At 70.1% G+C, this 23,373-nt stretch carries 23 protein-coding genes; 18 read left to right on the top strand and 5 right to left on the bottom strand.

The annotated features are described in order from the left end of the window. Positions 1 to 30: 30 nt before the first annotated feature. Complete coding sequence (locus tag AA23TX_RS38385; RefSeq protein WP_155547886.1) at positions 31 to 1,128, bottom strand: UDP-N-acetylglucosamine 2-epimerase; 1,098 nt, start codon at positions 1,126 to 1,128, stop codon at positions 31 to 33. Between the two features lie 84 nt (positions 1,129 to 1,212). Here AA23TX_RS38385 and AA23TX_RS38380 point away from each other — a divergent pair, with 84 nt between their 5' ends. The 15 genes from AA23TX_RS38380 (at position 1,213) to AA23TX_RS38305 (ending at position 16,575) form a co-directional block, all read left to right on the top strand. After that, positions 1,213 to 2,235 (top strand): glycosyltransferase family 2 protein, encoded by a 1,023-nt coding sequence (locus AA23TX_RS38380; protein ID WP_155547885.1) that lies wholly within the window; start codon positions 1,213 to 1,215, stop codon positions 2,233 to 2,235. Continuing rightward, positions 2,232 to 3,548: a polysaccharide biosynthesis protein gene (locus AA23TX_RS38375; RefSeq protein ID WP_155547884.1), complete on the top strand. Its 1,317-nt coding sequence runs from the start codon at positions 2,232 to 2,234 to the stop codon at positions 3,546 to 3,548. Before AA23TX_RS38380 ends, AA23TX_RS38375 begins: the two co-directional genes overlap by 4 nt. 64 nt (positions 3,549 to 3,612) lie before the next feature. Beyond that, on the top strand, positions 3,613 to 5,592 hold the full coding sequence (locus tag AA23TX_RS38370; protein ID WP_155547883.1) for a DUF6541 family protein: 1,980 nt from the start codon (positions 3,613 to 3,615) through the stop codon (positions 5,590 to 5,592). A 59-nt stretch (positions 5,593 to 5,651) separates the two neighbouring features. Continuing rightward, complete coding sequence (locus AA23TX_RS38365) at positions 5,652 to 6,353, top strand: glycosyltransferase family 2 protein (RefSeq protein WP_155549340.1); 702 nt, start codon at positions 5,652 to 5,654, stop codon at positions 6,351 to 6,353. 12 nt (positions 6,354 to 6,365) lie between these two features. Continuing rightward, on the top strand, positions 6,366 to 6,800 hold the full coding sequence (locus tag AA23TX_RS38360; RefSeq protein WP_155547882.1) for a DUF2304 domain-containing protein: 435 nt from the start codon (positions 6,366 to 6,368) through the stop codon (positions 6,798 to 6,800). A 37-nt stretch (positions 6,801 to 6,837) separates the two neighbouring features. Further along, positions 6,838 to 7,365 (top strand): uridine kinase family protein, encoded by a 528-nt coding sequence (locus AA23TX_RS38355; RefSeq protein WP_230863104.1) that lies wholly within the window; start codon positions 6,838 to 6,840, stop codon positions 7,363 to 7,365. 304 nt (positions 7,366 to 7,669) lie between these two features. Next, positions 7,670 to 9,340: an ABC transporter substrate-binding protein gene (locus AA23TX_RS38345; RefSeq protein ID WP_230863014.1), complete on the top strand. Its 1,671-nt coding sequence runs from the start codon at positions 7,670 to 7,672 to the stop codon at positions 9,338 to 9,340. An 88-nt stretch (positions 9,341 to 9,428) separates the two neighbouring features. Further along, positions 9,429 to 10,430 carry an ABC transporter permease gene (locus AA23TX_RS38340; RefSeq protein WP_155547880.1) on the top strand — a complete coding sequence of 334 codons (1,002 nt, stop codon included), beginning with the start codon at positions 9,429 to 9,431 and terminating at the stop codon, positions 10,428 to 10,430. Continuing rightward, positions 10,427 to 11,350, top strand: coding sequence for an ABC transporter permease (locus AA23TX_RS38335; RefSeq protein ID WP_155547879.1), 924 nt, complete (start codon positions 10,427 to 10,429; stop codon positions 11,348 to 11,350). The genes AA23TX_RS38340 and AA23TX_RS38335 overlap by 4 nt, the downstream gene beginning before the upstream one ends. 6 nt (positions 11,351 to 11,356) lie before the next feature. Beyond that, the gene (locus AA23TX_RS38330) at positions 11,357 to 12,352 is read left to right on the top strand and encodes an ABC transporter ATP-binding protein (RefSeq protein ID WP_155547878.1); all 996 of its coding nucleotides are present in this window, start codon (positions 11,357 to 11,359) and stop codon (positions 12,350 to 12,352) included. Beyond that, positions 12,349 to 13,461, top strand: a complete 1,113-nt coding sequence (locus AA23TX_RS38325) for an ABC transporter ATP-binding protein (RefSeq protein WP_155547877.1) — start codon at positions 12,349 to 12,351, stop codon at positions 13,459 to 13,461. Before AA23TX_RS38330 ends, AA23TX_RS38325 begins: the two co-directional genes overlap by 4 nt. Positions 13,462 to 13,565: 104 nt before the next feature. After that, entirely contained in the window at positions 13,566 to 13,925 is a 360-nt protein-coding gene (locus tag AA23TX_RS38320) for a YciI family protein (RefSeq protein WP_155547876.1), read from the top strand. Further along, the gene (locus AA23TX_RS38315) at positions 13,922 to 15,100 is read left to right on the top strand and encodes an RNA polymerase sigma factor (protein ID WP_155547875.1); all 1,179 of its coding nucleotides are present in this window, start codon (positions 13,922 to 13,924) and stop codon (positions 15,098 to 15,100) included. Before AA23TX_RS38320 ends, AA23TX_RS38315 begins: the two co-directional genes overlap by 4 nt. 79 nt (positions 15,101 to 15,179) lie before the next feature. Then, entirely contained in the window at positions 15,180 to 15,821 is a 642-nt protein-coding gene (locus AA23TX_RS38310; RefSeq protein WP_155547874.1) for an SDR family oxidoreductase, read from the top strand. 109 nt (positions 15,822 to 15,930) lie between these two features. After that, a complete protein-coding gene (locus AA23TX_RS38305; protein WP_155547873.1) occupies positions 15,931 to 16,575 on the top strand; it encodes a DedA family protein in 645 nt (214 codons plus the stop codon). Here the strand turns inward: AA23TX_RS38305 and AA23TX_RS38300 are convergent. Further along, a complete protein-coding gene (locus tag AA23TX_RS38300; protein WP_155547872.1) occupies positions 16,572 to 17,468 on the bottom strand; it encodes an EamA family transporter in 897 nt (298 codons plus the stop codon). The genes AA23TX_RS38305 and AA23TX_RS38300 overlap by 4 nt on opposite strands. Positions 17,469 to 17,673: 205 nt before the next feature. Here AA23TX_RS38300 and AA23TX_RS38295 point away from each other — a divergent pair, with 205 nt between their 5' ends. Next, positions 17,674 to 18,606, top strand: coding sequence for a DMT family transporter (locus AA23TX_RS38295; protein ID WP_155547871.1), 933 nt, complete (start codon positions 17,674 to 17,676; stop codon positions 18,604 to 18,606). A 24-nt stretch (positions 18,607 to 18,630) separates the two neighbouring features. After that, a complete protein-coding gene (locus AA23TX_RS38290; RefSeq protein ID WP_155547870.1) occupies positions 18,631 to 19,536 on the top strand; it encodes a LysR family transcriptional regulator in 906 nt (301 codons plus the stop codon). Here AA23TX_RS38290 and AA23TX_RS38285 read toward each other — a convergent pair. Then, positions 19,526 to 20,131, bottom strand: a complete 606-nt coding sequence (locus tag AA23TX_RS38285) for a TetR/AcrR family transcriptional regulator (protein WP_155547869.1) — start codon at positions 20,129 to 20,131, stop codon at positions 19,526 to 19,528. The two genes, AA23TX_RS38290 and AA23TX_RS38285, sit on opposite strands and share 11 nt — an antisense overlap. 60 nt (positions 20,132 to 20,191) lie before the next feature. On the opposite strand from AA23TX_RS38285, the gene AA23TX_RS38280 reads away from it, so the two are divergent. Next, complete coding sequence (locus AA23TX_RS38280; RefSeq protein ID WP_155547868.1) at positions 20,192 to 20,797, top strand: peroxiredoxin-like family protein; 606 nt, start codon at positions 20,192 to 20,194, stop codon at positions 20,795 to 20,797. Here the strand turns inward: AA23TX_RS38280 and AA23TX_RS38275 are convergent. Then, entirely contained in the window at positions 20,784 to 21,335 is a 552-nt protein-coding gene (locus AA23TX_RS38275; protein WP_155547867.1) for a DedA family protein, read from the bottom strand. The genes AA23TX_RS38280 and AA23TX_RS38275 overlap by 14 nt on opposite strands. An 80-nt stretch (positions 21,336 to 21,415) precedes the next feature. Then, positions 21,416 to 23,176, bottom strand: coding sequence for a 2-isopropylmalate synthase (leuA, locus tag AA23TX_RS38270; protein ID WP_196425771.1), 1,761 nt, complete (start codon positions 23,174 to 23,176; stop codon positions 21,416 to 21,418). Positions 23,177 to 23,373 lie beyond the last annotated feature (197 nt).

The following is a 23,373-nucleotide window of genomic DNA, read 5'->3' as shown; positions in this document are numbered from 1 at the left end:
GCGGCGACCGGGATCACTCCAACGAGACCGTCAGCAGTAGCCGAGCTGGGCCAGCGTGTCCACGATGATCTCGGACGGGTGGTACTTGTCCATCCAGGACTCGCCACGCCGGTTCTGGTACGTGTCGAGGAAGTTCTGCAGCTTGTCGCCGCGCATCTCCGTCAGCACGACCGTCTCGCCGAGGTGTTGCGGCGTCTCCGTGCGCTCGCGGTGCACCGCGCACGGCAGGCCGAGGTAGTAGCACTCCGCCGAAAGACCACCCGAGTCGGTGACGACGTACTCGGCGCGCGCCACCAGCGGGAGGAACTTCAGGTAGCGCATCTTCGGCTGGACGATGAACTGGTCGTCGAAGATGTTGCCGATGCCCAGCGCGCGGATCTTCTCGCGCTCCGGCGCGCCGGCCATGTACAGGATCGGCATCTTGCGGCTCTGCTCGCGCAGGATCTCCAGCGCCTCGCGGTACTTGTCCGGGCGCGAGACCAGCTCGAAGCGGTGCAGCGTGGCGAGACCGAACTTCTCCGGCAGGTTCGGCACGTCCAGCGGCTGGTTGATGGCCAGGCGCATCGCGTCGATCGCCGTGTTGGCCTCGGTGTCGACGACCACGCCGCGCGCGTGCCGCAGGTTGTTGACCTCACGCGCGCTCGGCGCGAAGTGCATGTCGACGATCTTCGCCGCGATCTTGCGGTTCAGCTCCTCCGGCAGCGGCGACAGGATGCTGCCCGACCGCGCGCCCGCCTCGACGTGCCCGACGCGGGACTTGAGGATGCGCTTCCCGATCAGCGAGCCGTACGGCGTGGTGAACGTGTCGCCGTGCACCAGCACCAGCGGGGGACGGCCGTCCTCGTTCAGCGCGGCGCGCAGCTCGTGGCGGCGGCTCCAGGCGGTGCGCATGACCTGCGCGGCCCAGCCCGGCACCTGGGCCGGCGACTCGAGGTTGTGCGCCTTCTCCTCCGGCACCAGCCAGACGTCCGGCGCGGGCATGTCCAGGTCCGCGAGGACGTCCGCGACCTCGTCGACGTGCTGCGCGGTGAACCAGATCTTCGGCCGCATCCCGCGATCGCGGATCCCGTGGTAGACCGGCGCGATCTTGATCAGTTCCGCGGTGGTGCCGAGAATGAAGGAAATCACCAGAGGAGCCCATTTCCGGTCGGGTGCGGTGGCGTAAGGATACTGGCCGACCCGTCGCGGGGGCCGCCGGGTAGCCTCGGCCCGGTGAGTGCGAACCCGCTCCTCCCCTCGCTCAGCGTCGTGATCCCGGTCTACAACGAGCAGGACTGGATCGAACGCAGTGTCGGCGCGCTGCTCGCCTCCGCGACGGAGGCCAGCTGGCCGATCGAGGTCGTCGTCGTCGACGACGGCAGCACGGACGCCACCCCCGCGCGGCTCGACGACCTGCGCGAACGCCACGGCATCACTGTGCTCAGCCAGGCCAACTCCGGCCGCTTCGAGGCCCGGCGGGCGGGCATCGCCAAGGCTTCCGGGAACCAGATCCTGCTGCTGGACAGCCGTGTGGTGGTGGACACCGGCGCGCTGACCTTCCTGCGCGACCAGCTGGTCGACCACCCCGAGCGGACGGTCTGGAACGGCCACGTCAACGTCGCCTCCGAGGACAACCCGTACGCCGGTTTCATGGCCGGGCTGGTGAAGATCCCCTGGCGCCGGTATTGCGCGGATCCGCGCCTGATGTCCTTCGGCATCGAAGAGTTCGACCTGTTCCCGAAGGGCACCGGATTCTTTTCCGCGCCGCGCGCGGTTCTCGAGTCGGCTTCGGACGCTTTCGTTTCGCTGTTCGACGACGTCCGCTTCGCCAGTGACGACACCGGCGTCCTGCGCTGGATCGCCGAACGCCACCGCATCTTCCTGGCCCCGGAGTTCTCCGCGACCTACCACGGGCGCGACAGCTTCAAGAAGTTCGCCGCGCAGGCGTACTTCCGCGGGACGACCTTCGTGGACTCCTACCTCGGCTCGCCGGGCCCGGCCCGCAACGGCCTGTTCGCCGCGTTCGGCGTCGGCCTGCTCGGCCTCGGCGTCGCGGCCAAGCGCCCGAAGACGGCCGTGCTGCTCGCGGCCGCCGGGTCCGCCGCGGCCGGTGCGGCCGTGACGCGCTTCGGCGCGACGAACGCGGAGGCCAAGGCCGTCGCGAAGCTGGCCCCGGTCTTCGGCGCCGGCTTCGGTGCCGGTGCCGTGCGTGGTCTCGTCATGGCGCTGCGTGCCCGCCGGCGGCGGGGACGATGAGCTCACCGGTGACCCACGAGTCCGATGAGGCGGACGGGCGCAGCCTGGCGAAGGAAACCGGGCGCTCGGCCGGGAAGATCGGCATCTCGCTGCTCGTCGCCATCGCGCTCGGCTACGTACTGACGCTGGTCGCCACCCGCTGGCTCGGGCCGGAGAACAGCAAGGTCTACCTCTCCTTCTGGGGCATCCTGATGGGCCTCGGCAGCGCGCTGTCGCCGCTGGAGCAGGAGCTGTCCCGCCAGTCCGCGGTGGCCGCGCTCGACGGCGGCAAGGCGGGCAAGCCCGCGCTGCGCGCCCTGACCGTCGGCGCGGTGACCGTCGCCGTGGTCGCGGCGCTGACGATGGCCGTGCCGGTGCTTTCGGACCGGCTTTACGGGGGCAACACCGCGCTCGGCGTCATCGTGCTGTGCGGCGCGATCTCGTTCGCGTGCCAGTTCGCCGCCCGCGGCCTGCTCGTCGGCCAGCAGCGGATCAAGCCGTACTCGGGGCTGGTGGTCGCCGAGGCGGCCGTCCGCGTGCTCGTCCTGCTCGGGATCGCCGCCGCCGGCCTCACCGGCCTGACGTCGTTCGCGATCGCGGCCGCGACCGGCTCGTTCGCCTGGCTGCTGTTCGTCCGCCCGGTCGCCGGCCTGGTCGACCCGCACGCCGACGGCGACGGCTGGGGGCCGGTGACCGCCCGGATCCTCGTGCTGATGGCCGGCGCGGGCCTGACCGCCAGCGTCATCACCGGCTACCCGGCGATGGTCAGCCTGCTCGCCCCGGGCGGGTCCGACGCCGACGTCGGCGTCCTCTTCGCGACGCTCACCGTGTCCCGGGTGCCGCTCCTGCTGCTCTCCCCGCTGCAGGCGCTCGCGGTGCCGACGGTCGTCCGGCTTTCGGGCACCGAAGAGGGCACGCACCGGCTGCGGCGGCTGCTCGCGCTCGGCGCGCTCGGCACGGTCGTCCTCGGCGTCGTCGGCGCCCTGGTCGGCTGGCTCATCGGGCCGTGGCTGGTTTCGCTGCTCTACGGCGCGAAGTTCGTCGCCCAGGGCTGGTGGGTGGCGTGGATGGTGTGGGGTGCGGTGCTGCTCACGGCGTTGCAGCTGATGACGGCCGTGCTCGTGGCCCGCAAGGAGGCGAGCAAGGTGCTCGTCACCTGGGCCGTGGTCGCGGTCGCCACCGCGGCGACGTTGCTGCTCGTGCCGGGCGACCCGATCCTCAAGGCGGTCGCCGGGCTGGCCGGGGGCCCCACGCTGGGCCTGCTGGTCGTGTTGATGTTCGTTCTGCGGCGTCCGGGCAACGTGCGGCCCGCTCCGGACGTCCCAGTAGGGTGACCCCGGCCGGACCCGGGGACAGGATCGGCGGGGAACCGCCGGTGAGGTTGGACAGCGGAAAACCATGAACGTACTTCTGGTCGTGCTCGCCTTCTGGCTGCCGGGCCTCGTCTTCGGGGCCGCGATCCGGCTGCGCGGCTGGCTGCTCGCCGCGGCCGCGCCGATCCTGACGTTCGGCATCGTCAGCCTGGGCGTGCCGGTGCTCGGCGGGCTCGGCATCCGCTGGTCGATGCTCGACGTCGCCCTGTGGACGCTCGTCCTCTCGGCCGTCGGCTTCGGGCTTTCGTTCCTCGTCCTGCGCTTCACCGCGCGCCGCCACCCGGACTGGGCCGAGCAGGACGCCGCCGTGGCGGCCCCCGCCCGGTCCCTGCGCGACCACCTGCTGATCGGCGCCGGTGTCCTGGCCGGCAGCCTCGTCGGCATCGTCACGTTCCTGCGCGGCGCCCGCGGCCTGAACCAGGTCCAGCAGGGCTGGGACGCGCCGTTCCACGCCAACCTGGTGCGCTGGATCGCCGAGCACGGCGACGCCCGGCCGTCGACGGTCGGCACGATCGCGAACCTGCCGGACCAGACGAACTACTTCTACCCGGACACCTACCACGCCCTGCTCGCGCTGGTCTTCGACAAGGCCGGCCTGGCGATGATGCCGACGCTGAACATGGGCGCGCTCACGGTGATCCTGTGCGTGCCGATCGGCGTCGCGGCGATGTGCCACGTGTGGCGGATGCCGCCGCTCGCGGTCGCCGCGGCCGCGGCGGTGTCGGCGTCGTTCACCAACTTCCCGTACGACTCGCTGTGGCGCGGCCCGCTCTGGCCGTACGTCGCCGGCGTCGCGCTGATCCCGGCCATGCTCGCGCTCGGCCGGCTGCTGCTGGAGCCGCGCGGGCTCGCCGGCCCGGTCGCCATCGGGATCGGCGTCGCCGGGCTGATCGGCCTGCACACCAGCGTCGCGTTCGTCGTCGTCGTGTACTTCCTGCTGATCCTGCTCGCCGTGCTCTTCCGGTTCGAGCGGATCGACTGGCGCCGGTCCGGGGCCTCGCTCGGGGCGACGATCGCGCTCGCCGTCCTCTGCGGGCTGCCGCTCGCGTTGCCCTCGCTGTACAACGCGGGTGGCGTGACGGGCGCGTCCTGGGCGTCGCAGGCCACCGTCACCGGCGGGCTCGGCGAAACGATCACGTTCTCGCCGATGGCGGCGTTCCCGCAGTGGTGGATCGGCGTGCCGGCCCTCATCGGCATCTTCCTGCTGGTGAAACACCGCCGGATGCTGTGGATGGTCGCCGCCTACGTCGTGTTCGGCGGGCTGTTCGCGGCCACCGTGTCGCTGGAGACGCCGCTCATCCACACGCTCACCGGCATCTTCTACAACGACCACTGGCGGATCGGCGCGCTGGTCCCGCTGGCCGGGGCGGTCGCGTTCGGGGAGTTCACCGACACCGCGGCCCGCTGGTTCGGGCGGAAGGCGGCCACCCGGCTGCCGAACGTCTCGCCGGCGACGCTCACCACGGTCGGCGTCGTGCTGCTCGTCGTGGTGATCGGCGGCCTGAGCCGCGGCGGGTACATCGGCCGCAACGCCGCCCGCCTGCAGATCAACTACAGCGGTGGCCCGACGGTCAGCGAAGACGAGCGCAAGGCGTTCGACTGGCTCGGCGCGCACGTCGCGCCCGGCGAGCACGTGATGAACGGCAAGGCCGACGGTTCGGTCTGGATGTACGCGCTCGACGGCGTCAAGCCGGTCGAATGGACCTTCTACGGCGCCGAGCCGGACACCCCGGCCGGCTACCTCGGCATCTACCTCGACGACATCGACCGGTTCCCGCACGTGCGTGAACTGCTGACCAACCTCAAGGTGCGGTACGTCTTCGTCGGCAAGGGCAAGGTCACGTCGGAGACGAACAACGGGCCCGGCCTGAGCCACCTCGACACGACCCCGGGCTTCAAGGTCGTGTTCCAGAACCCCGGCGCTTCCGTCTACGAGATCGAGGGCCAGCAGGGCGTTGTCGCCGCTGGTGCCGCTCCAGGGTCCGCAGTCGGTAACGGGCAGTGAAAGGCTAGAGTGATCGCGTGTCCAGCACCTCCGTGACCAGCCGCCGCGTGCTCATCGTGATGCCCGCGCTGAACGAGTCCGCGAGCGTCGCTTCGGTCATCGACCAGGTGAAACGTGCTCTGCCGACCGGCGATTTGCTGGTCGTCGACGACGGCTCGGTCGACGACACCGCCAAGCTCGCGCGCGCGGCCGGGGCCGAGGTGGCCCGCCTCGCGGTGAACCTGGGTGTCGGCGGCGCGATGCGCACCGGCTTCCGCTACGCCGCCGCCCGCGGGTACGACGTCGTCGTGCAGGTGGACGCGGACGGCCAGCACGACCCGGACGAGCTCGACGCGCTGCTGCGCGGCCTGGACGACGCGGACATCGTGATCGGCTCCCGGTTCGCCGGCAAGGGCTCGTACAAGGCCAGCGGGCCGCGCAAGTACGCGATGGTCGCACTGTCGCTCGTGTTCTCGCGGCTCGCGAAGACCAAGCTCACCGACGTCACGTCGGGCTTCAAGGCGATGGGGCCGCGCGCGATCAAGCTGTTCGCCGGCTACTACCCGGCGGAGTACCTCGGCGACACCGTGGAGTCCCTGGTCATGGCCATCCGAGCCAAGCTGACCATCCGGGAGATCCCGGTCGTCATGCGGGAACGCGCGGGCGGCACGCCCAGCCACTCGCCGCTCAAGTCGGCCGTCTACCTGAGCCGGGCCGGGCTCGCACTGCTGCTGGCGCTGGTGCGTCGCCGCCCGGCGGTCGACTCCTCCGACTCGGCGTAAGGGGAAGCAGAAATGCAGGGTTGGCGCATTCTCAGCATCATCGTCGCCTGCGTCGTGCTGTTCGTCGTCCTCGAGATGATGCGGCGGCGGAAGCTGCGGGAGAAGTACGCGGGCGTGTGGCTCGTCGTCTCGATCGGCGTCGTCGTTCTCGCGGTGCTGCCGCAGGCGGCCGACTTCCTCGCCAAGCACACCGGCGTCCAGACGCCGTCGAACTTCGTCTTCCTCCTCGCCGGCGTCGTGCTGGCCCTGGTGTCGCTGCACCTGTCCACCGAGGTCGGGCACCTGGAGGAAGAGGTGCGCACGTCGGTCGAGGAGACCGCGCTGCTGCGCTGCGAGCTCGAGGACGCCAAGCGCGAGCTGGCGGGCCGGATCGCCGAGCTGGAGGCGCGGACCAGCGCGCCGGACAACGTCAAAGGGCTTCCCGAGGTCGAGCGCGTCAGCAAGTGACGAGCTGATCGACGCCCTGCTCGCCGCGCCCGCCCGGCTGGGGGCGGTGCGGGTGCTGGCCGTCGACGGCCCGTCGGGCGCCGGGAAGTCCACTCTGGCCGGTCGAATCGTCGCCGGGCTGCGTGCGCGCGGGTGCCGGGCCGAGCTGGTGAGCACCGACGCCTTCGCGACGTGGGACGACCCGGTTTCGTGGTGGCCGCGGCTGCTCGACGGCGTCTTGAGGCCCCTCGCGAACGGCGTCGAAGGCGCTTACCGGCGGATGGACTGGGCGGGCGGGGCACCCCGCCTGGGGGAGCCCGTCCGGGTGCCTGTGCCGGACGTCCTGGTGCTCGAGGGCGTCTCGTGCGGCCGCACTTCGGTAAGACCCCTGCTTTCGCACCTCTGCTGGCTCTCCGGCGGCTCAGCGGCTGAACGGCTGGCCCGGACGGTCGCGCGCGACGGCGCGGCCGCACGGGCCGAACTGGCCCGCTGGCAACGGTTCGAGTGCGGCTGGTTCGCCGTCGACGGCACCGCCGAGGCCGCCGGGACCCGACTTTCGTCGGAACGAAGCGGTCACCCTGCGTGAGTGGACCACTCCGGATCGATCAAGGCAAGTCGGTCGGGTCACCACGACCGGTCTAACGTTGGTACCGCCATCTGAGTTAGTGATCCGGCACCGGGCGCAGTGGTCGGCTCCAAATGGTCACAGTCTGTCGTGATTTACGGACACATTGCGGTCAAATCGGCGCGCACGTAGCGCGATCGTAACCTCACGTACTTAAGCCCAGGCCGACTTCCCGCTAGTGTCGGCGGGCACACCGACCGTCCGTCGAGTTCCTGACCGACCGGACGGTGACTTTGAAACCCGAACATCTCCCAAGGGGTGCCAGATGCAGCAATTGCGGCTGACCCGAACACGCCGCGTGGCCCTGATCGGGCTCGCCGGCGCGCTCGCGGTTTCGCTGTCCGCCTGTGCGGAATCCAAGCGTGACGAGGGCGCCGGGGGTGGTACCGGAGGCACGATGATCTTCGGTGCGGCCGGTAACCCGAAGATGTTCGACCCCGCGTTCAACGACGAGGGCGAGACCTTCCGGATCACGCGGCAGATCTACGACACGCTGATCCAGAACAAGCCGGGCACCGCCGACCTCGAGCCGTCTCTCGCCGAGAAGTGGGAGCAGAGCAACGAGGGCAAGACCTGGACGTTCACCCTGAAGTCCGGCGTGAAGTTCTCCGACGGCACCCCGATGGACGCCACGGCGGTCTGCTACAACTTCGACCGCTGGTACAACATGAAGGGCGCCGCCGCCCAGAGCCAGATGATCTACTACGGCGACGTCTTCGAGGGCTTCGCCAAGAACGAAGGCGACGCGAGCGGCGACCCGGTCTACAAGAGCTGCGAGGCGAAGGACCCGACGACCGCGGTCCTCAACCTGAACAAGGCCAAGGGCGCGTTCCCGTCGGCGTTCACGCTGCCGTCGTTCTCCATCGAGAGCCCGGCCGCGCTCAAGGCGCACAACGCGGACCAGGTCACCCAGAGCGGCGACTCGTTCACCTACAGCGAGTACGCGAACAAGTTCCCGACCGGCACCGGTCCGTTCAAGTTCGAGAGCTGGGACCAGGCCAAGGGTGAGATCACCCTGGTGCGCAACGACACCAGCCCGTCGCCCGCGAAGCTCGACAAGCTGATCTTCAAGGTGATCCCGGACGAGAACGCCCGCAAGCAGGCGCTCAAGGCCGGCGACATCAACGGCTACGACTACCCGAGCCCGGCGGACTACGGCCTGCTGCGCAACGACGGCGAGCAGGTGCTCATCCGCCCGTCGTTCAACGTGCTGTACCTGGGCATCAACCAGGCCAACAACCCGAAGCTCAAGGACGTGCGCGTCCGGCAGGCGCTGGCGTACGGCATCAACCGCGAGCAGTTCGTGAAGTCGAAGCTGGCCGAGGGGTCCGAGGTCGCGACCGAGTTCGTCCCGAAGGTCATCTCGGGCTACACCGACGACGTCACGAAGTACCCGTACGACCAGAACAAGGCGAAGGACCTCCTGAAGCAGGCCGGTGCCGAGAACCTCACGCTGAAGTTCTACTACCCGACCGAGGTCAGCCGTCCGTACATGCCGAACCCGGCGGACACCTTCACCGCGATCTCCGAGGACCTCAAGAAGATCGGCGTCACGATCGAGGCCCACGCCGAGCCGTGGAACGGTGGCTACAAGGACGACGTGCAGAAGGCCGGCAAGCAGGACCTCCACCTGCTCGGCTGGACCGGTGACTACAACGACGCCGGCAACTTCGTCGGCACGTTCTTCGGCCGTGAGAAGAAGGAGTTCGGGTTCAACAACCCCGAGCTGTTCGCGGCCCTGAGCGCGGCGGACGCTTCGCCCGCCGGTGACGCCCACGCCAAGGCGTACCAGGAAGTCAACAAGAAGATCATGGACTTCCTCCCGGCGGTCCCGATCGCGTACCCGACCCCGGCGATCGTGGTCGGCCCGAAGGTCAAGGGTCTGGTGGCGAGCCCGCTCACCGACGAGCGTTTCAACACCGTGACCGTGAGCTGACTGAAGGATTTCAGCCAAAGGCAGGGGGTGGGTGCTACCGCACCCACCCCCTGCGCCTGATTCCCGGGCTGGCAACAAAGGACTGCAAGTGCTCCGTTTTCTCGTGCGTCGGCTGCTACAAGCGATCCCGACGCTCTTCATCCTGTCCATCTTGGTCTTCGCTTGGCTCCGGTCCCTGCCCGGCGGTCCCGCCGCCGCTCTGCTGGGGGACAAGGCGACGCCGGAGAAGATCGCCAACCTCAACCACGTGCTCGGCCTCGACCAGCCGATCTTCGTGCAGTACTTCGGATTCCTCGGCCGGGCGCTGACCGGCGACTTCGGCAACTCCCTGGTGTCGACCCAGCCCGTGATGGGCGAGATCGTCACCTTCCTGCCGGCGACCATCGAGCTCGGTCTCTCCGCGATGATCATCGCGGTCGTCATCGGCATCCCGGCCGGCTACCTGTCCGCGCGGTACCGCGGTGGGCCGGTCGACAACGTGGTCATCGTGCTCAGCCTGATCGGCGTCGCGGTGCCGGTCTTCTTCCTGGGCTACATGATGCAGGACATCCTGGCCGCGCCGCTGGGCCTGCCGTCCCAGGGCAGGCAGGCCGCAGGCCTCGACGCCACGGCGATCACGAACTTCGCCATCCTCGACGGCATCATGACGAGCGAGTGGGACGCCGTCTGGGACGCGATCAAGCACCTGATCCTGCCCGCGTTCGCGCTCGCCACCATCCCGCTCGCGGTGATCACCCGGATCACCCGCGCGTCGGTGCTGGACGTCCTCAACGAGGACTTCATCCGCACGGCCAACTCCAAGGGCCTGACCCAGCAGGTGGTGCGCACCCGGCACGTCCTGCGCAACGGCCTGCTGCCGGTGGTCACGACCATCGGCCTGCAGACCGGCGCGCTGCTCGGCGGCGCCGTGCTGACCGAGCGGGTGTTCAACTTCCGCGGCCTCGGCTTCCTGCTGGCCGAAGGGATCGAACGGCGTGACTACCCCCGGCTGCAGGCGCTCCTGCTGTTCGGGGCCGTGGTCTACGTCCTGGTGAACATGCTGGTCGACATCTCGTACGGGATCATCGACCCGAGGGTGCGTGTGCGATGAACACTCTGCTGAACAAGAAGAAGGAACCGATCGACAAGCTCGCCGCGGCGAGCGGGCGCAGCCTCGGCGGGGAAGCGATCCGCCGGATGCTGCGCAGCCCGGTCGCGATCACCGGTGGCGTCATCACCGGCCTGTTCCTGATCGTCGCGATCTTCGCGTCGGTGCTGGAGCCGAAGGACCCCGACGTCCAGTACCTCGGCGACCAGGTCCGGCCGAACTTCATCCCCGGCGCGCAGGCCGGGTTCCCGCTCGGCGTGGACGACTTCGGCCGCGACTTCCTGTCGCGGCTGATCGCCGGCGCCCAGCAGACGCTGATCGTCGGTGTGCTCGCCACGATCGTCGGCGTGCTCATCGGCGTGATCATCGGTGGCCTGGCGGGTGCCTTCGGCGGCTGGGTCGACACCATCCTGATGCGACTGGTCGACGTCATGCTGGCGTTCCCGTCCCTGCTGCTGGCCATTTCGATCGCGGCGCTGTTCGCGAAGCCGAGCCAGTGGACGGTCATCCTGGCCGTGTCGATGATCGGCGTGCCGATCTTCGCCCGGCTGCTGCGCGGTTCCATGCTGTCCCAGCGGGACGCCGACCACGTGCTGGCCGCGAGGTCGCTCGGCGTCAAGCGCTGGCCGATCGTGTTCCGGCACATGCTGCCGAACTCGCTCGGCCCGGTCATCGTGCAGGCGACGCTGACCCTGGCGACGTCGATCCTGGAGGCCGCCGCGCTGTCGTTCCTCGGTCTGGGCGACCCGGACCCGTCGCGGGCGGAGTGGGGGCTGATGCTGGGCAAGGCCTCGCACCAGTTCCTCGACGTCCGTCCCGAGCTCGCGTACTACCCGGCGATCGCGATCATCATCGTGGCGCTCGGGTTCACGCTGGTCGGCGAGTCCCTCCGCGAAGCCCTCGACCCGAAGAACAGGCGGTGAGAACCCATGGCACTCCTTGAAGTCCGTGACCTGAAGGTCGACTTCGTCCGCCGTGGCGAGCGGTCGTTCACCGCGGTGGACGGCGTGAGTTTCGACGTCGAACCGGGCCAGACCGTCGGCCTGGTCGGCGAGTCCGGCTGCGGCAAGTCCGTGACGTCGCTGGCGATCATGCGGCTGCTGGCCCGGCGCGGCAACAAGGTCAGCGGCTCGGTGCGCTTCGAAGGCACCGACCTGCTCAAGCTGTCCGACAAGGACATGCGCGACCGCCGCGGCCGCGACCTCGGCATGGTGTTCCAGGACCCGCTGTCCTCGCTGAACCCGGTCATCCCGATCGGGCTGCAGATCACCGAGGTGCTGGAGCGCCACCGCGGGATGTCGCGCAAGGCGGCGACCGTCGAAGCGACCGACCTGCTCGACAAGGTCGGCATCCCGGACCCGTCGCGGCGGCTTTCCGAGTACCCGCACCAGCTTTCCGGCGGGATGCGCCAGCGCGCGCTGATCGCGATCGCGCTGGCGTGCCGGCCGCGGCTGCTCATCGCCGACGAGCCGACCACCGCGCTGGACGTCACCATCCAGGCGCAGATCCTGGCGCTGCTGCGGGAACTGGTGCAGGACACCGGCACCGCGTTGATCATGATCACGCACGACCTCGGTGTGGTCGCCGGGCTGTGCGACGAGGTCAACGTGCTCTACGGCGGCAAGATCGTCGAACGCGCGCAGCGGCACCAGCTGTTCGCCGAGCCGCGGCACCCGTACACCCACGGGCTGCTCGCCTCGATCCCGCGCCTCGACGCGGGCCGCGGCGAGAAGCTGATCCCCATCCGCGGTTCGGTGTCCGACAACATCCCGTGGGACGGCGGCTGCGCGTTCGCGCCCCGCTGCCCGAACGCGCTGCCGGTCTGCCGTGAGGTTTCGCCGCGGCTGGTGCCCGACCAGGGCGGGCTGCTGCGCTGTCACAACCCCGTGCGGCCGGCGGTCGCGGCGGGAGGAGGAGCCCGATGACCCGTCCTGCTGGCGACGTGCTGCTCGAGGTCAGCGACCTCAAGGTGCACTTCCCGATCAAGAGCGGGATCGTGTTCGACCGGACGGTCGGCCACGTCTACGCGGTCGACGGTGTCGACCTGTCCATCCGCCGCGGCGAGACCTACGGCCTGGTGGGCGAGTCCGGGTGCGGCAAGTCCACGCTGGGCCGGGCGATCCTGCGGCTCAGCGAGCCGACCGCCGGCTCGGTGGTCTTCGACGGCACCGACGTCGCCAAGCTGAAGGGTGAGGAACTGCGGAAGGCCCGGCGCCGGATGCAGATGATCTTCCAGGACCCGCTGTCCAGTTTGGACCCCCGGCAGTCGGTGGAGTCGATCCTCGTCGAGGGCATGCACGCGCACGGCCTCGACAAGGACAAGGAAGCCACCCAGCGGCGGCTGCGGCAGCTGCTGGCCGCGGTCGGCCTCCCGGAGACGGCGCTGCGGAAGTACCCGCACGAGTTCTCGGGCGGGCAGCGCCAGCGCATCGGCATCGCGCGGGCGCTGGCCGTGGAGCCGGACCTGATCGTCGCCGACGAGCCGGTGTCCGCGCTGGACGTCTCGGTGCAGGCCCAGGTGGTCAACCTGCTGGAGGACCTGCAGGACCAGCTCGGCCTGACGTACGTGGTGATCGCGCACGACCTCGCGGTGGTGCGGCACATCTCCGACCGCATCGGCGTGATGTACCTGGGCGCGCTGGTCGAGGAGACCGACGCGGACTCGCTGTACCGCGAACCGCTGCACCCGTACACGCGGGCGCTGCTGTCGGCGATCCCGGTGCCGGACCCGCAGGTCGAGGACACCCGTGAGCAGATCCTGCTCGCGGGCGACCTGCCTTCGCCGGCGAACCCGCCGTCGGGCTGCCGCTTCCACACGCGCTGCCCGTGGAAGCAGGCGAGCCTGTGCGACACGGACCGCCCGCAGCTGCGCGAGATCGGCGGCGGTCACCGGGTGGCGTGCCACTACGCGGAGGACATCCGCGACGGGCGCATCCAGCCGCACGAGGTGAAGCCGGAGCTGGTCGAGCTCACCGGGGCGCTGAACCCCGACCTCGGCCCGCCGGACATCGGCACGTCCGCCGAGATCCTCTGAGGTTCTCTTCCGAACGGCCGGCCGGGATTCGTCCCGGCCGGCCGTTCGTCGTTTCGCTTCTCCCTCATGCCATCCTGGATTTCGACATCGGCCGGGAGGCGTTCGTGAAGTACGTGGTCCTGATCTACGGCAACCCCGAGTCGCGCGCGGCCTGGGAGGGCATGAGCGACGAGCAGCAGGCCGCCGGGCTCGCCTACTACCAGCAGCTCAACGACGACCTCGACGCGTCCGGCGAGCGCGTCGTCTCCGAACGGCTCGCCTTCCCGGAGCTGTCCACGCGGGTCAGCGTGGGCGAGCGCGGCAGGACGACGACCGATGGCCCGTTCGCCGAGGCCAAGGAGTTCCTCGCCGGCTTCTACGTGCTCGACTGCGACAGCCGCGAACGCGCCGTCGAGATCGCCGCGCGGATCCCCGAAGCAGCGTTCGGCGTGGTCGAAGTGCGGCCGGTGATGGGGCTGCGGTGAACCCCGAGCTGCTGCGTTCGCTCGCCCCGCAGGTCCTGGCGGCGCTGGTCCGGCGGTACGGCGACTTCGAGTCCTGCGAGGACGCCGTTCAGGAGGCGCTGCTGGCGGCATCGCAGCAGTGGCCGTCGTCCGGGATCCCGGACCACCCGAAGGGCTGGCTGATCACGACGGCGTCCCGGCGGCGCATCGAGCAGTGGCGCAGCGAGACCGCCCGGCAACGGCGCGAGGAGAGCGTGGCGCTGGCCGAGCCGCCCGGCCCCGCGCCGGTCGGAGTCGACGACACGCTGACGTTGCTGCTGCTCTGCTGCCACCCGTCGCTGACCCAGCCGTCCCAGGTGGCGCTGACGCTGCGTGCGGTCGGCGGCCTGACGACGGCGGAGATCGCCCGCGCGTTCCTCGTGCCGGAGGCCACGATCGGCCAGCGGATCAGCCGCGCCAAGCAGAAACTCCGCGGCGAGCGCCTCACCCGGGACGGGGGTCCGGAGCGCCTGGCGGCGGTGCTGCAGGTGCTGTACCTGATCTACACGGAGGGCCACACGGCCAGTTCGGGCGACGAGCTGAACCGCGTCGAGCTGACGACGGAGGCGATCCGCCTGGTCCGGCAGCTGAGCGCGGAGTTGCCGCACGACGGCGAGGTGACCGGACTCCTGGCGTTGATGCTCCTGACCGAAGCCCGCCGCCCGGCCCGCGTCGACGGTGCGGGTGCCCTGGTCCCGCTGGCCGAGCAGGACCGGAGCCGGTGGAATCCACGGCTCGTCGAAGAGGGTGTTTCGCTGATCACGGGCGCGTTGTCGACGGCACCGGTGGGGCCGTACCAGCTCCAGGCGGCGATCGCGGCGGTCCACGACGAGGCGGCGTCGGCGGCGGAGACGGACTGGGCGCAGATCCTCACGCTGTACGACCTGCTGCGCGTGGTGGCGCCGGGGCCGATGGTGACGTTGAACCGGGTGGTGGCGTTCGCGCAGGTCCACGGGCCATCGGCCGGGTTGGCGGAGCTGGCGGACACCGAGTTGACGGAGCACCACCGGGTCGACGCCGTGCGGGCGCACCTGCTGGAGCTGGCGGGTGACGCGGCCGGGGCGCGGGAGGCTTACCTGGCCGCTGCCCAGCGGACCTTGAGCCTGCCCGAGCAGGAGTACCTGCGATCGCGGGCCGCCGGGCTGACCGGCAACTGACAGTTGTCCACATGGGGGTGAACCCTGTGGACAACTCTGGTGTCCAGCGAACCCGCCCCACCTGCGGGAGGATCACCGCATGCAGGTCACCGTGCTGGGCGCGACGGGACGAACCGGGATCCACGTCGTCCGCCTGCTCGCGGCCCGAGGTCACCAGGTCCGTGCCGGCCTGAGAAGCCGCAGACGGGCCGACGTCCTCCGCGACGAGCCCGCCCGGCCCGTCGTAGCCGACGTCACCGCCGATCGTGACGACCTCGTCGAGGCCCTCAAGGACTCCGACGTCGTCATCAACACCATCGGGGCACCCGATCCGGAACCCGAATCGGTGAACCTCGTCGACCGGGACGGGGCCATCGCCGCCATCCGGGCCGCCGAAGTCGCCGGGGTTTCGCGGTTCATCCAGCTCTCCGCCCAGTTCGCCGACTCCCCGGACCAGGGCGACCGCCTGGTCCGGTCGATCCTGCTCGCCAAGCAGGTTTCCGACAGCGTCCTGCAGAAGTCCGCGCTGACCTGGACCATCGTCCGGCCCGGGACGCTCACCGACGGCCCCGCCACCGGCCGCGTCAAGGTGGCGGGCCACCTCGAACCCGGGCGGATCACCCGGCGGGACGTCGCCGCCGTGCTCGTCGGGGTGCTCGGGGAGCCGCTCACCGAAAACCGCGGCTTCGACGTCGTTTCCGGGGATTTCCCGGTGGCCCCCGCCCTCGCCACGCTCGAGTGAACCCCGACTTGAGTCGTACCCCCCGCAATACCTGAGTAGGCCGCCCCCGGCGCACTTGCCCCGGTACCCTGCGGAAAGCAGATTCGGCGAACAGCAGGGGGTACGACCGGTGCACATCGACCAATGGCTGGAGGCGATCCCGCCGCTTTCGGTGTACCTGATCGTCGGCGCGGTGATCATGATCGAAAGCCTCGGCATTCCGCTGCCGGGCGAGATCGTGCTGGTCAGCGCCGCTTTGCTCGCTTCGCAGCACAGCAACCTGAGTCCGCTGTGGATCGGCATCCTGGCCAGCGCCGGCGCCATCATCGGCGACAGCATCGGGTACCTGATCGGAAAGACCGGTGGTCAACGGCTGTTCGCCTGGGCCGGCCGGAAATTCCCGAAGCATTTCGGCCCGACGCACCTCGCCAACGCCGAACGGATCTTCGACAAACGCGGCGTGTGGGCCGTCTTCCTGGGCCGCTTCATCGCGTTCCTGCGCATCCTCGCCGGCCCGCTCGCCGGGTCGCTCAAGATGCACTACCCGAAGTTCCTGATGGCGAACGCGGCCGGCGGCATCGTGTGGGCCGGCGGCACCACGGCCCTCGTCTACTACCTCGGCGTCGTCGCCGAAAAGTGGCTCGGCAACTTCTCCAAGTACGGCCTGGTCGCCGCCATCGTGATCGGCGTCGTCGTCTTCTTCGTGATGAAGAAGCGGCTCGGCAAGAAGCACGACGAAGAAGAGAAGCAGGAAGTCAGCGAGCCGACCGCCTAGACCGTGACGAGCTCGGGTTCGCGCTTGCGCGTGAACCGCAGGGAGCCCAGCAGCACCCCGGCGATCACGACGGCGGCCGCGCCGATCTCCAGCCCGGTCGGCCGCTCGCCGAGGAAGACGAACGACGCCGTCAGACCGACCACCGGCACGAGCAGCGAAAACGGCGAAACCACGCCCGCCGGGTTGCGCCGCATCAGCGTCGTCCACAGGCCGGACCCGACGACCGTGCCGATCAGCACGACGTAGGCCAGCCCGCCCAGCGCGGTCAGCCCGGTCGGCGTCCCGAGCGTCGTCAGCGAGCGCCACTGCGCGGCCGGGCCCTCCATGACCAGCGAAAGCGCGAACATCGGTAGCGGCGGCACCACCGACATCCACAGCGTGAAGTGCAACGGGTTGTCCGGCTCGGCCTTGCGCGTGCTGAGGTTGCCGAACGCCCAGCTCAGCGCGGCCAGCAGCGTCAGGACCATCGGCAGCAGGGCCGCGTGCCCGGACTGCTGCCACGCGATCGCGACCATCCCGGCGACGGCCAGCGCGATGCCGGCCAGCTGGTGCGGCGTGACGCGTTCACGCAGGAAGACGGCGCCGAGCAGCACCGTGAACGGCGCCGACGCCTGCAGCACCAGCGACGCGAGCCCGGTCGGCATCCCGGTGTCCATCGCGATGAACAGGAACGCGAACTGCCCGGTGCCGAAGCCGAGGCCGTAGCCGAGCAGGTGCCGCACCTTCACCTTCGGCCACGGCACGAACAGGATCGTCGGCACGGCGATGACGGCGAACCGCAGCGCGCCCGCGAACACCGGCGGGAACTGGCCGAGCGTGGCGTGGATGGCGAGGAAGTTCAGGCCCCAGAGCACGGCGACGAGCACGGCGAGCAGGCGGTCACGGGTGGGCATGCCTCCACTCTCGCAAGGCGGACAGTGAAGGACCAGCGAGATTATCTGCACGAACCTTGTAGCTGAGCTTCACGAAAACGACCGCTGACCTGGGCCGATCGGTGGACGTCACCTCTCGGGCCGTGCTCACCCCGCCCGGACGCTATTGCCCGGGATGTCCGGATCCGGTGACGATGAGCGTCCGCCGACGACTGGGGAGTTTCCGATGCTGCGAGGCGTACTGCCACTGACCGGGTTCGCGGCGCTGACGGCGGCGCTCGACGTTTTCGCCGGAAACCAGCTCGAACAGCTGCGCCCGGCGACCGTCGCGGCGGTGTCGTTCACCCTCGCCGCCGTGTTCTTCCTCGGGTTCGCGCTGCTGCGCGACGGGGTGGCCGTGACGTTCCGGCCACTGCGCGAGCTGCGCCGTGACGTCGTGATGATCAACGTGACGACCGCCGCGACCTGGCTGTCGATGCTCTTCGCGCTGCGCTACCTCGAACCCGCGGTGGTGAACGTCGTGGGCATCGCGCTCGGCCCGGTGCTGACCCTCGCGTTCAACCCGTTGCTGCGCAAGGGAACCGCGATCCTGCGCGCGGAGGCGTGGGTGGCGGCCGGGATCGGCGTGCTGATCGGGCTGCTCGTCTGGGGGTCGTTCACCGGCCACAGTGGACTCGACCGGACGCCCGGCGAGACGCTCATCGGGGTGGCGCTCGTGCTCGTCACCGGGGTCGGCTCGGTGACGAACGTGATCTACTCGAAGCGGCTGAGCGACGCCGAGCTGCCGCCGCGGCGGGTGCTCGCCGTGCGGTTCTTCCTCATCCTGGCGATGACCTGGGCGCTCGTCGCGGTCGACGACGCGCCGGGCTTCGGGCCCGCGTTCGGGCCCTCCGCGCTGATCGCCCTGCTCGGGGTCGCGCTGCCGCTCTACCTGCTGCAGGTGGGGATCCGGCGGACCGAGCCGATCACCGCGTCGATCCTGCTGACGTTGTCGCCGCTGTTCGCGTACGTGCTGCAGCTGGCCGACAACCGCCTGACGCCGTCGGTGCTCACGCTCGGCTGCGTCGCCGGGATCGTCGCGCTCGTCAGCGCCGGGACGGTCGCGCGGCTGCGCCACGACCGTGAAGCGAAGGCCGCCGAAAGCGTGGCCACTGTGTAGCCGCGCTTCAACTACGCTGGGGCCGTGGATCTGGGTCGCCTGCGCACACTGCGCGAGTTCGCCGACCGCGGGAGCGTGACGGCGGCCGCCCGGGCGCTGCACTGCACGCCGTCCGCGGTCTCGCAGCAGCTGCGGGCGCTGCAGGGCGAGGTCGGCCTGCCGCTCACCGAGCCGGCCGGGCGGGGGCTGCGGCTGACCGACGCCGGTCGAGCGCTGGTCGCCCGCGCCGACGAGGTGCTCGCCGCGCTCGATCGCGCGGAGTCCGAACTGGACACCTACCGCAGCGCGCCGCGCGGCCGCGTGCGGATCGCGATCTTCCAGTCGGCCGGGCTGATGCTGCTGCCCGGCCTGCTGACCCGCGTCGCGGAGTACGAGGGCCTGGAGGTCGACGTCCGCGACGTCGACATGACGCCACCCGAGGTGCCCGGCCTGGTCGCGGACTACGACATCGTCGTCGCGCACCGGGACGAGCACGCGCCGGAGTTCGACTCCGGCCGCCTGGACGTCGTGCCGCTGCTGCGGGAGCCGCTCGACGTCGCGCTCCCCGCCGGGCACCGGCTGGCGGCCAAGCGGCGGGTGGACCTGGCGGAGCTGGCCGACGAACGCTGGATCGGCGTCGACCACGGCTTCCCGGTGGACGACGTGCTGCGCTCGCTGACCGTCCGCACCGGCGTCCGGCCGGTGGTGGTGCAGCGGATCAACGACTTCCGCATCACCGAGCGGCTCGTCGCGGCGGGCCACGGGATCGCGCTGGTCCCGCGCTACACGATCGACACCCGCCGCGGCAGCGGCCTGGTCAGCAAGCCATTGGCGGGGATCCGCGCCGCCCGGCTGGTGGAGGCGGTCTGCCGGGTCGGCGCGCTGCAGCGTCCGGCCGTGGCCAAGGTGATCGACGAACTGCGCGCGGAGATCGCCCAGCTCACCGCCTGAAGCCGCGCAGGTGGGCGAGCGCGATGCCCAGCGCGTCCTCCAGCGCGGTGAGGTCGTGCCGGATGTGGGCCAGCAGCAGTCCACCTTGGACGGACGTCATCGCCGCCTGCGCCAGCCGCGCCGGATCGGCGTCGGGAGCCAGCTCTCCCTTCTCCTGCAACGTCTTCAGTCCGCGCTCCAGGTGGGACTCCCACGTCCGGTAGGCCTGGTCGACCAGCGGCGCCAGCTTCGGGTTGTCCCCGACTTCCCCGGCGAGGTTGCCCAGTGGGCACGCGATCGGCGCGCCGGCGCGGCGGTGGACGTCCAGCAGCTGCTCGGTCCACGTCTCAAGATCGGCCCAGGAGGACAGCGTGAAGATCGCCGGCTGATTGCCGAGGATCTGCTCGAGGTACCGGTCGATCACGGCCCCGACCAGCTGTTCCTTGTTCTTGAAGTAGTGGTACATCTGCGATTTCCCGGCCCCGCTGGCGGCGAGCACCTTGTCGACGCTCGTGCCCGCGACGCCGTCGACGTACATCAGCTGGGCCGCGGCGTCGACGATCGCGTCCCGCGTCCGCTTGCCGCGCGGGGTCGTGGCGGCCGCTTGCGCATCCATGTACCGAATAGTACAGTTCGGTCCACTGTACCGATCAGTACAACTGAACCAGGGGGATCCATGACGCTCAACGACGCCCTGACCGACGTCAACGCGAAGGCCCGCGGCGCGCTGCCGCCGGAGATCTTCGAGGTCCTCGAAGCGGACCGGCGCCGGGCGACCGGGACGAAGTTCGCCGAGGCGGGCGACAAGATCGAAGACTTCACGCTGCCCGGGGCCGACGGCACGCTGGTGAGCCTGAGCCACCTCGTCGCCGACGGGCCGGCGGTGCTCGTCTTCTACCGCGGCCAGTGGTGCCCGTACTGCAACCTGACCCTGCGCACCTACCAGCAGGAACTCCTGCCCGAGCTGACAGCGAGGAACGTGACCCTCGCCGCGATCAGCCCCCAGAAGCCGGACGGGCCCTTCGCGGACCTCGAGTTCCCGGTGCTGTCGGACGTCGGCAGCACCGTCGCCCGCGGACTCGGGCTGAGCTACCCGGTTTCCGCGCCCGTGCGCGAAGCCATGCAGACGCTCGGCACGGACCTTGAGCAGTTCAACGGCACGTGGGAGCTGGTCCACCCGGCGGTCGTCGTGGTGGATCAGGACCGGGCACTGCGGTTCGTCGACGTCCACCCGGACTTCGTCACGCGGACCGAGCCGGCGGAGATCCTCAAATCGCTTTAGCCGACCGCTTCGCGCCGTAGGTGATCACCGAACCCAGGATCAGGGCGACGCCGAGGGAGAGCAGCATGCTGATCCCGGGTTCGGTGATGATCCGGCCGCCCGCGTAACCGAGGAAGGCCACGTACGACGTCCAGAGCGTGACGCCGACGGCCGACGCGGTGAAGAACTCCGCGACCGGCCACCGGAGCGATCCGGCGAGCAGGGCACCGACCGTCCCGCCCGACGGGAGCCAGCGGGCGATCACCAGCACCGGCCTCGGGTGGCGCTGCAGGCGTCCGTCGAGCCAGCCGATGCCGGCGGCGATCTTCCGCCGCCGGCTCAGCCGGTCCAGCGCCGCCCGGCCACCGAACCGGCCGAGGGCGTAGAGCGCCTGGTCGGAAACCAGGCACCCGGCCGAGGCGACGGCGATCACCAGGGCCAGCGACGTCCCGCCCTGCGCCGCCGCGACGCCCATGCCGAGGAGCGTCACCTCGGTGGGCAGCAGGGGCACCAGCGAGACGACGAACAGCACCAGCAGGCCCGCCGTCGTTCCGTCCACACTTCCATTAACCGCCTGCCGGTCCCGGAAAACTCCTGATCAAGGGGTACTCACAGGAACCCGACAGGCGGCCCACAGGTTCAGCGGTTGGCGCGGTTCACCGCCGAGACGACCGCGCGCAGCGACGCCGTGACGATCGACGCGTCGATGCCGATGCCCCAGAACACCCGGTCCGAGATCGCGCACTCGATGTACGACGCGGCGCGCGCGTCGTCACCCGGCGAGAGCGTGTGCTCGGAGTAGTCCAGGAGACGCAGGTCGAAGCCGACGGTCGACAGCGCGTCGAAGAACGCCGCGATCGGGCCGTTGCCGCGGCCGGTGACCTCGTGCTCGTCGCCTTCCACCTTCACGGTCGCGGTGATGTCGTACTCGCCGTCACCGTTGTCGCGCACGTGCTGGCGGACCAGCTCCAGCGGCGTCTTCAGCTCCAGGTACTCGGCCGAGAAGGCGTTGTACATCGTCGTCGGGTCGACCTCTCCGCCCTCGGAGTCGGTGTAGCGCTGGATGACCTTCGAGAACTCGATCTGCAGGCGCCGCGGCAGGTCGAGCTGGTGCTCGGCCTTCATGATGTAGGCGACGCCGCCCTTGCCGGACTGCGAGTTCACGCGGATGACGGCCTCGTACGTGCGGCCGACGTCCTTCGGGTCGATCGGCAGGTACGGGACCTCCCACGGGTACTCGTCCAGCGGCACGCCCTGCTTGTCGGCGGCGTCCTTCAGCGCGTCCAGGCCCTTGTTGATGGCGTCCTGGTGCGAGCCGGAGAAGGCCGTGAAGACCAGGTCGCCGCCCCACGGCGAGCGCTCCGGGACCGGCAGCTGGTTGCAGTACTCGACGGTCCGCTTGATCTCGTCCATGTCGGAGAAGTCGATCTGCGGGTCGATGCCCTGGCTGTAGAGGTTCATGCCCAGCGCGACCAGGTCGACGTTGCCGGTGCGCTCGCCGTTGCCGAACAGGCAGCCTTCGATCCGGTCGGCGCCGGCCTGGTAGCCCAGCTCGGCGGCGGCGATGCCGGTGCCGCGGTCGTTGTGCGGGTGCAGCGACAGGATCACCGAGTCACGGCGCTCCAGGTTCCGCGACATCCACTCGATCGAGTCGGCGTAGACGTTCGGCGTCGCCATCTCGACGGTCGCCGGCAGGTTCAGGATGACCGGCTTCTCCGGCGTCGGCTGCCAGATCTCGGTGACGGCGTTGCAGACCTCGAGCGCGTACGACAGCTCGGTGCCGGTGTAGGACTCGGGCGAGTACTGGAACCGGAAGTCGGTGTCGGGCTGCTTGGCGGCCAGCTCGACGACCAGTTCCGCGGCCTGCGTCGCGATCTTCTTGATGCCCTCGCGCTCCTCGCGGAAGACCACGCGGCGCTGCAGGATCGAGGTCGAGTTGTAGATGTGGACGATCGCGCGCGGCGCGCCTTCGAGGGCCTGGAAGGTCCGCTCGATCAGCTCGTGACGGCACTGGGTCAGCACCTGGATGCTGACGTCGTCCGGGATGGCGCCTTCGTCGATGATCTCGCGGACGAAGTCGAAGTCGGTCTGGCTCGCGGCCGGGAAGCCGACCTCGATCTCCTTGTAGCCCATGCGTACGAGCAGGTCGAAGAACTTGCGCTTGCGCGCGGGCGACATCGGGTCGATCAGGGCCTGGTTGCCGTCCCGCAGGTCGACGGCACACCACAGCGGTGCGCGGTCGATGCGCTTTTCGGGCCAGGTGCGGTCGGGCAGGTCGATGTTCTCGACGACGTCGTACCAGGGGCGGTAGCGGTGCACCGGCATGGACGTGCCGCGCTGGGTGTTCCAAGCGGGCTGGTCGGCGGGCGCGGTGCGAGAAGGCTTGCGGATCTTGCTCATGGGATCGGGGGTGTCTCCAGCTCGACGGGTGCGACCGGCACCACGAAGCCCCGCGACGGGGAGCCGGTCCGGTCAGGCCCCGTCGCGGCAGCGAAGCAGGAGAGCACGCGCCACGACCACACCATAACCACGGAACGCCGGGTGAGGGAAGCCGGGCCATGCCCGTTCGGGGTTACCTGTGGGTAGCAATTGGCCGG

The sequence above is a fragment of the Amycolatopsis camponoti genome (assembly GCF_902497555.1).
Lineage (GTDB): Bacteria > Actinomycetota > Actinomycetes > Mycobacteriales > Pseudonocardiaceae > Amycolatopsis > Amycolatopsis camponoti.
The sequence above is the reverse complement of the archived record's forward strand: the minus strand, read 5'-3'. Positions and strand labels throughout refer to the sequence as shown.

Excerpts from the sequence above, each read along its gene's own strand:
- AA23TX_RS38280 (WP_155547868.1), top strand. The coding sequence starts at position 20,192 with ATGACGCTCAACGACGCCCTGACCGACGTCAACGCGAAGGCCCGCGGC.
- AA23TX_RS38285 (WP_155547869.1), bottom strand. The coding sequence starts at position 20,131 with ATGGATGCGCAAGCGGCCGCCACGACCCCGCGCGGCAAGCGGACGCGG.
- AA23TX_RS38310 (WP_155547874.1), top strand. The coding sequence starts at position 15,180 with ATGCAGGTCACCGTGCTGGGCGCGACGGGACGAACCGGGATCCACGTC.
- AA23TX_RS38370 (WP_155547883.1), top strand. The coding sequence starts at position 3,613 with ATGAACGTACTTCTGGTCGTGCTCGCCTTCTGGCTGCCGGGCCTCGTC.
- AA23TX_RS38360 (WP_155547882.1), top strand. The coding sequence starts at position 6,366 with ATGCAGGGTTGGCGCATTCTCAGCATCATCGTCGCCTGCGTCGTGCTG.
- AA23TX_RS38330 (WP_155547878.1), top strand. The coding sequence starts at position 11,357 with ATGGCACTCCTTGAAGTCCGTGACCTGAAGGTCGACTTCGTCCGCCGT.
- AA23TX_RS38365 (WP_155549340.1), top strand. The coding sequence starts at position 5,652 with ATGCCCGCGCTGAACGAGTCCGCGAGCGTCGCTTCGGTCATCGACCAG.
- AA23TX_RS38375 (WP_155547884.1), top strand. The coding sequence starts at position 2,232 with ATGAGCTCACCGGTGACCCACGAGTCCGATGAGGCGGACGGGCGCAGC.
- AA23TX_RS38335 (WP_155547879.1), top strand. The coding sequence starts at position 10,427 with ATGAACACTCTGCTGAACAAGAAGAAGGAACCGATCGACAAGCTCGCC.
- AA23TX_RS38300 (WP_155547872.1), bottom strand. The coding sequence starts at position 17,468 with ATGCCCACCCGTGACCGCCTGCTCGCCGTGCTCGTCGCCGTGCTCTGG.
- AA23TX_RS38345 (WP_230863014.1), top strand. The coding sequence starts at position 7,670 with ATGCAGCAATTGCGGCTGACCCGAACACGCCGCGTGGCCCTGATCGGG.
- leuA (WP_196425771.1), bottom strand. The coding sequence starts at position 23,176 with ATGAGCAAGATCCGCAAGCCTTCTCGCACCGCGCCCGCCGACCAGCCC.
- AA23TX_RS38325 (WP_155547877.1), top strand. The coding sequence starts at position 12,349 with ATGACCCGTCCTGCTGGCGACGTGCTGCTCGAGGTCAGCGACCTCAAG.
- AA23TX_RS38295 (WP_155547871.1), top strand. The coding sequence starts at position 17,674 with ATGCTGCGAGGCGTACTGCCACTGACCGGGTTCGCGGCGCTGACGGCG.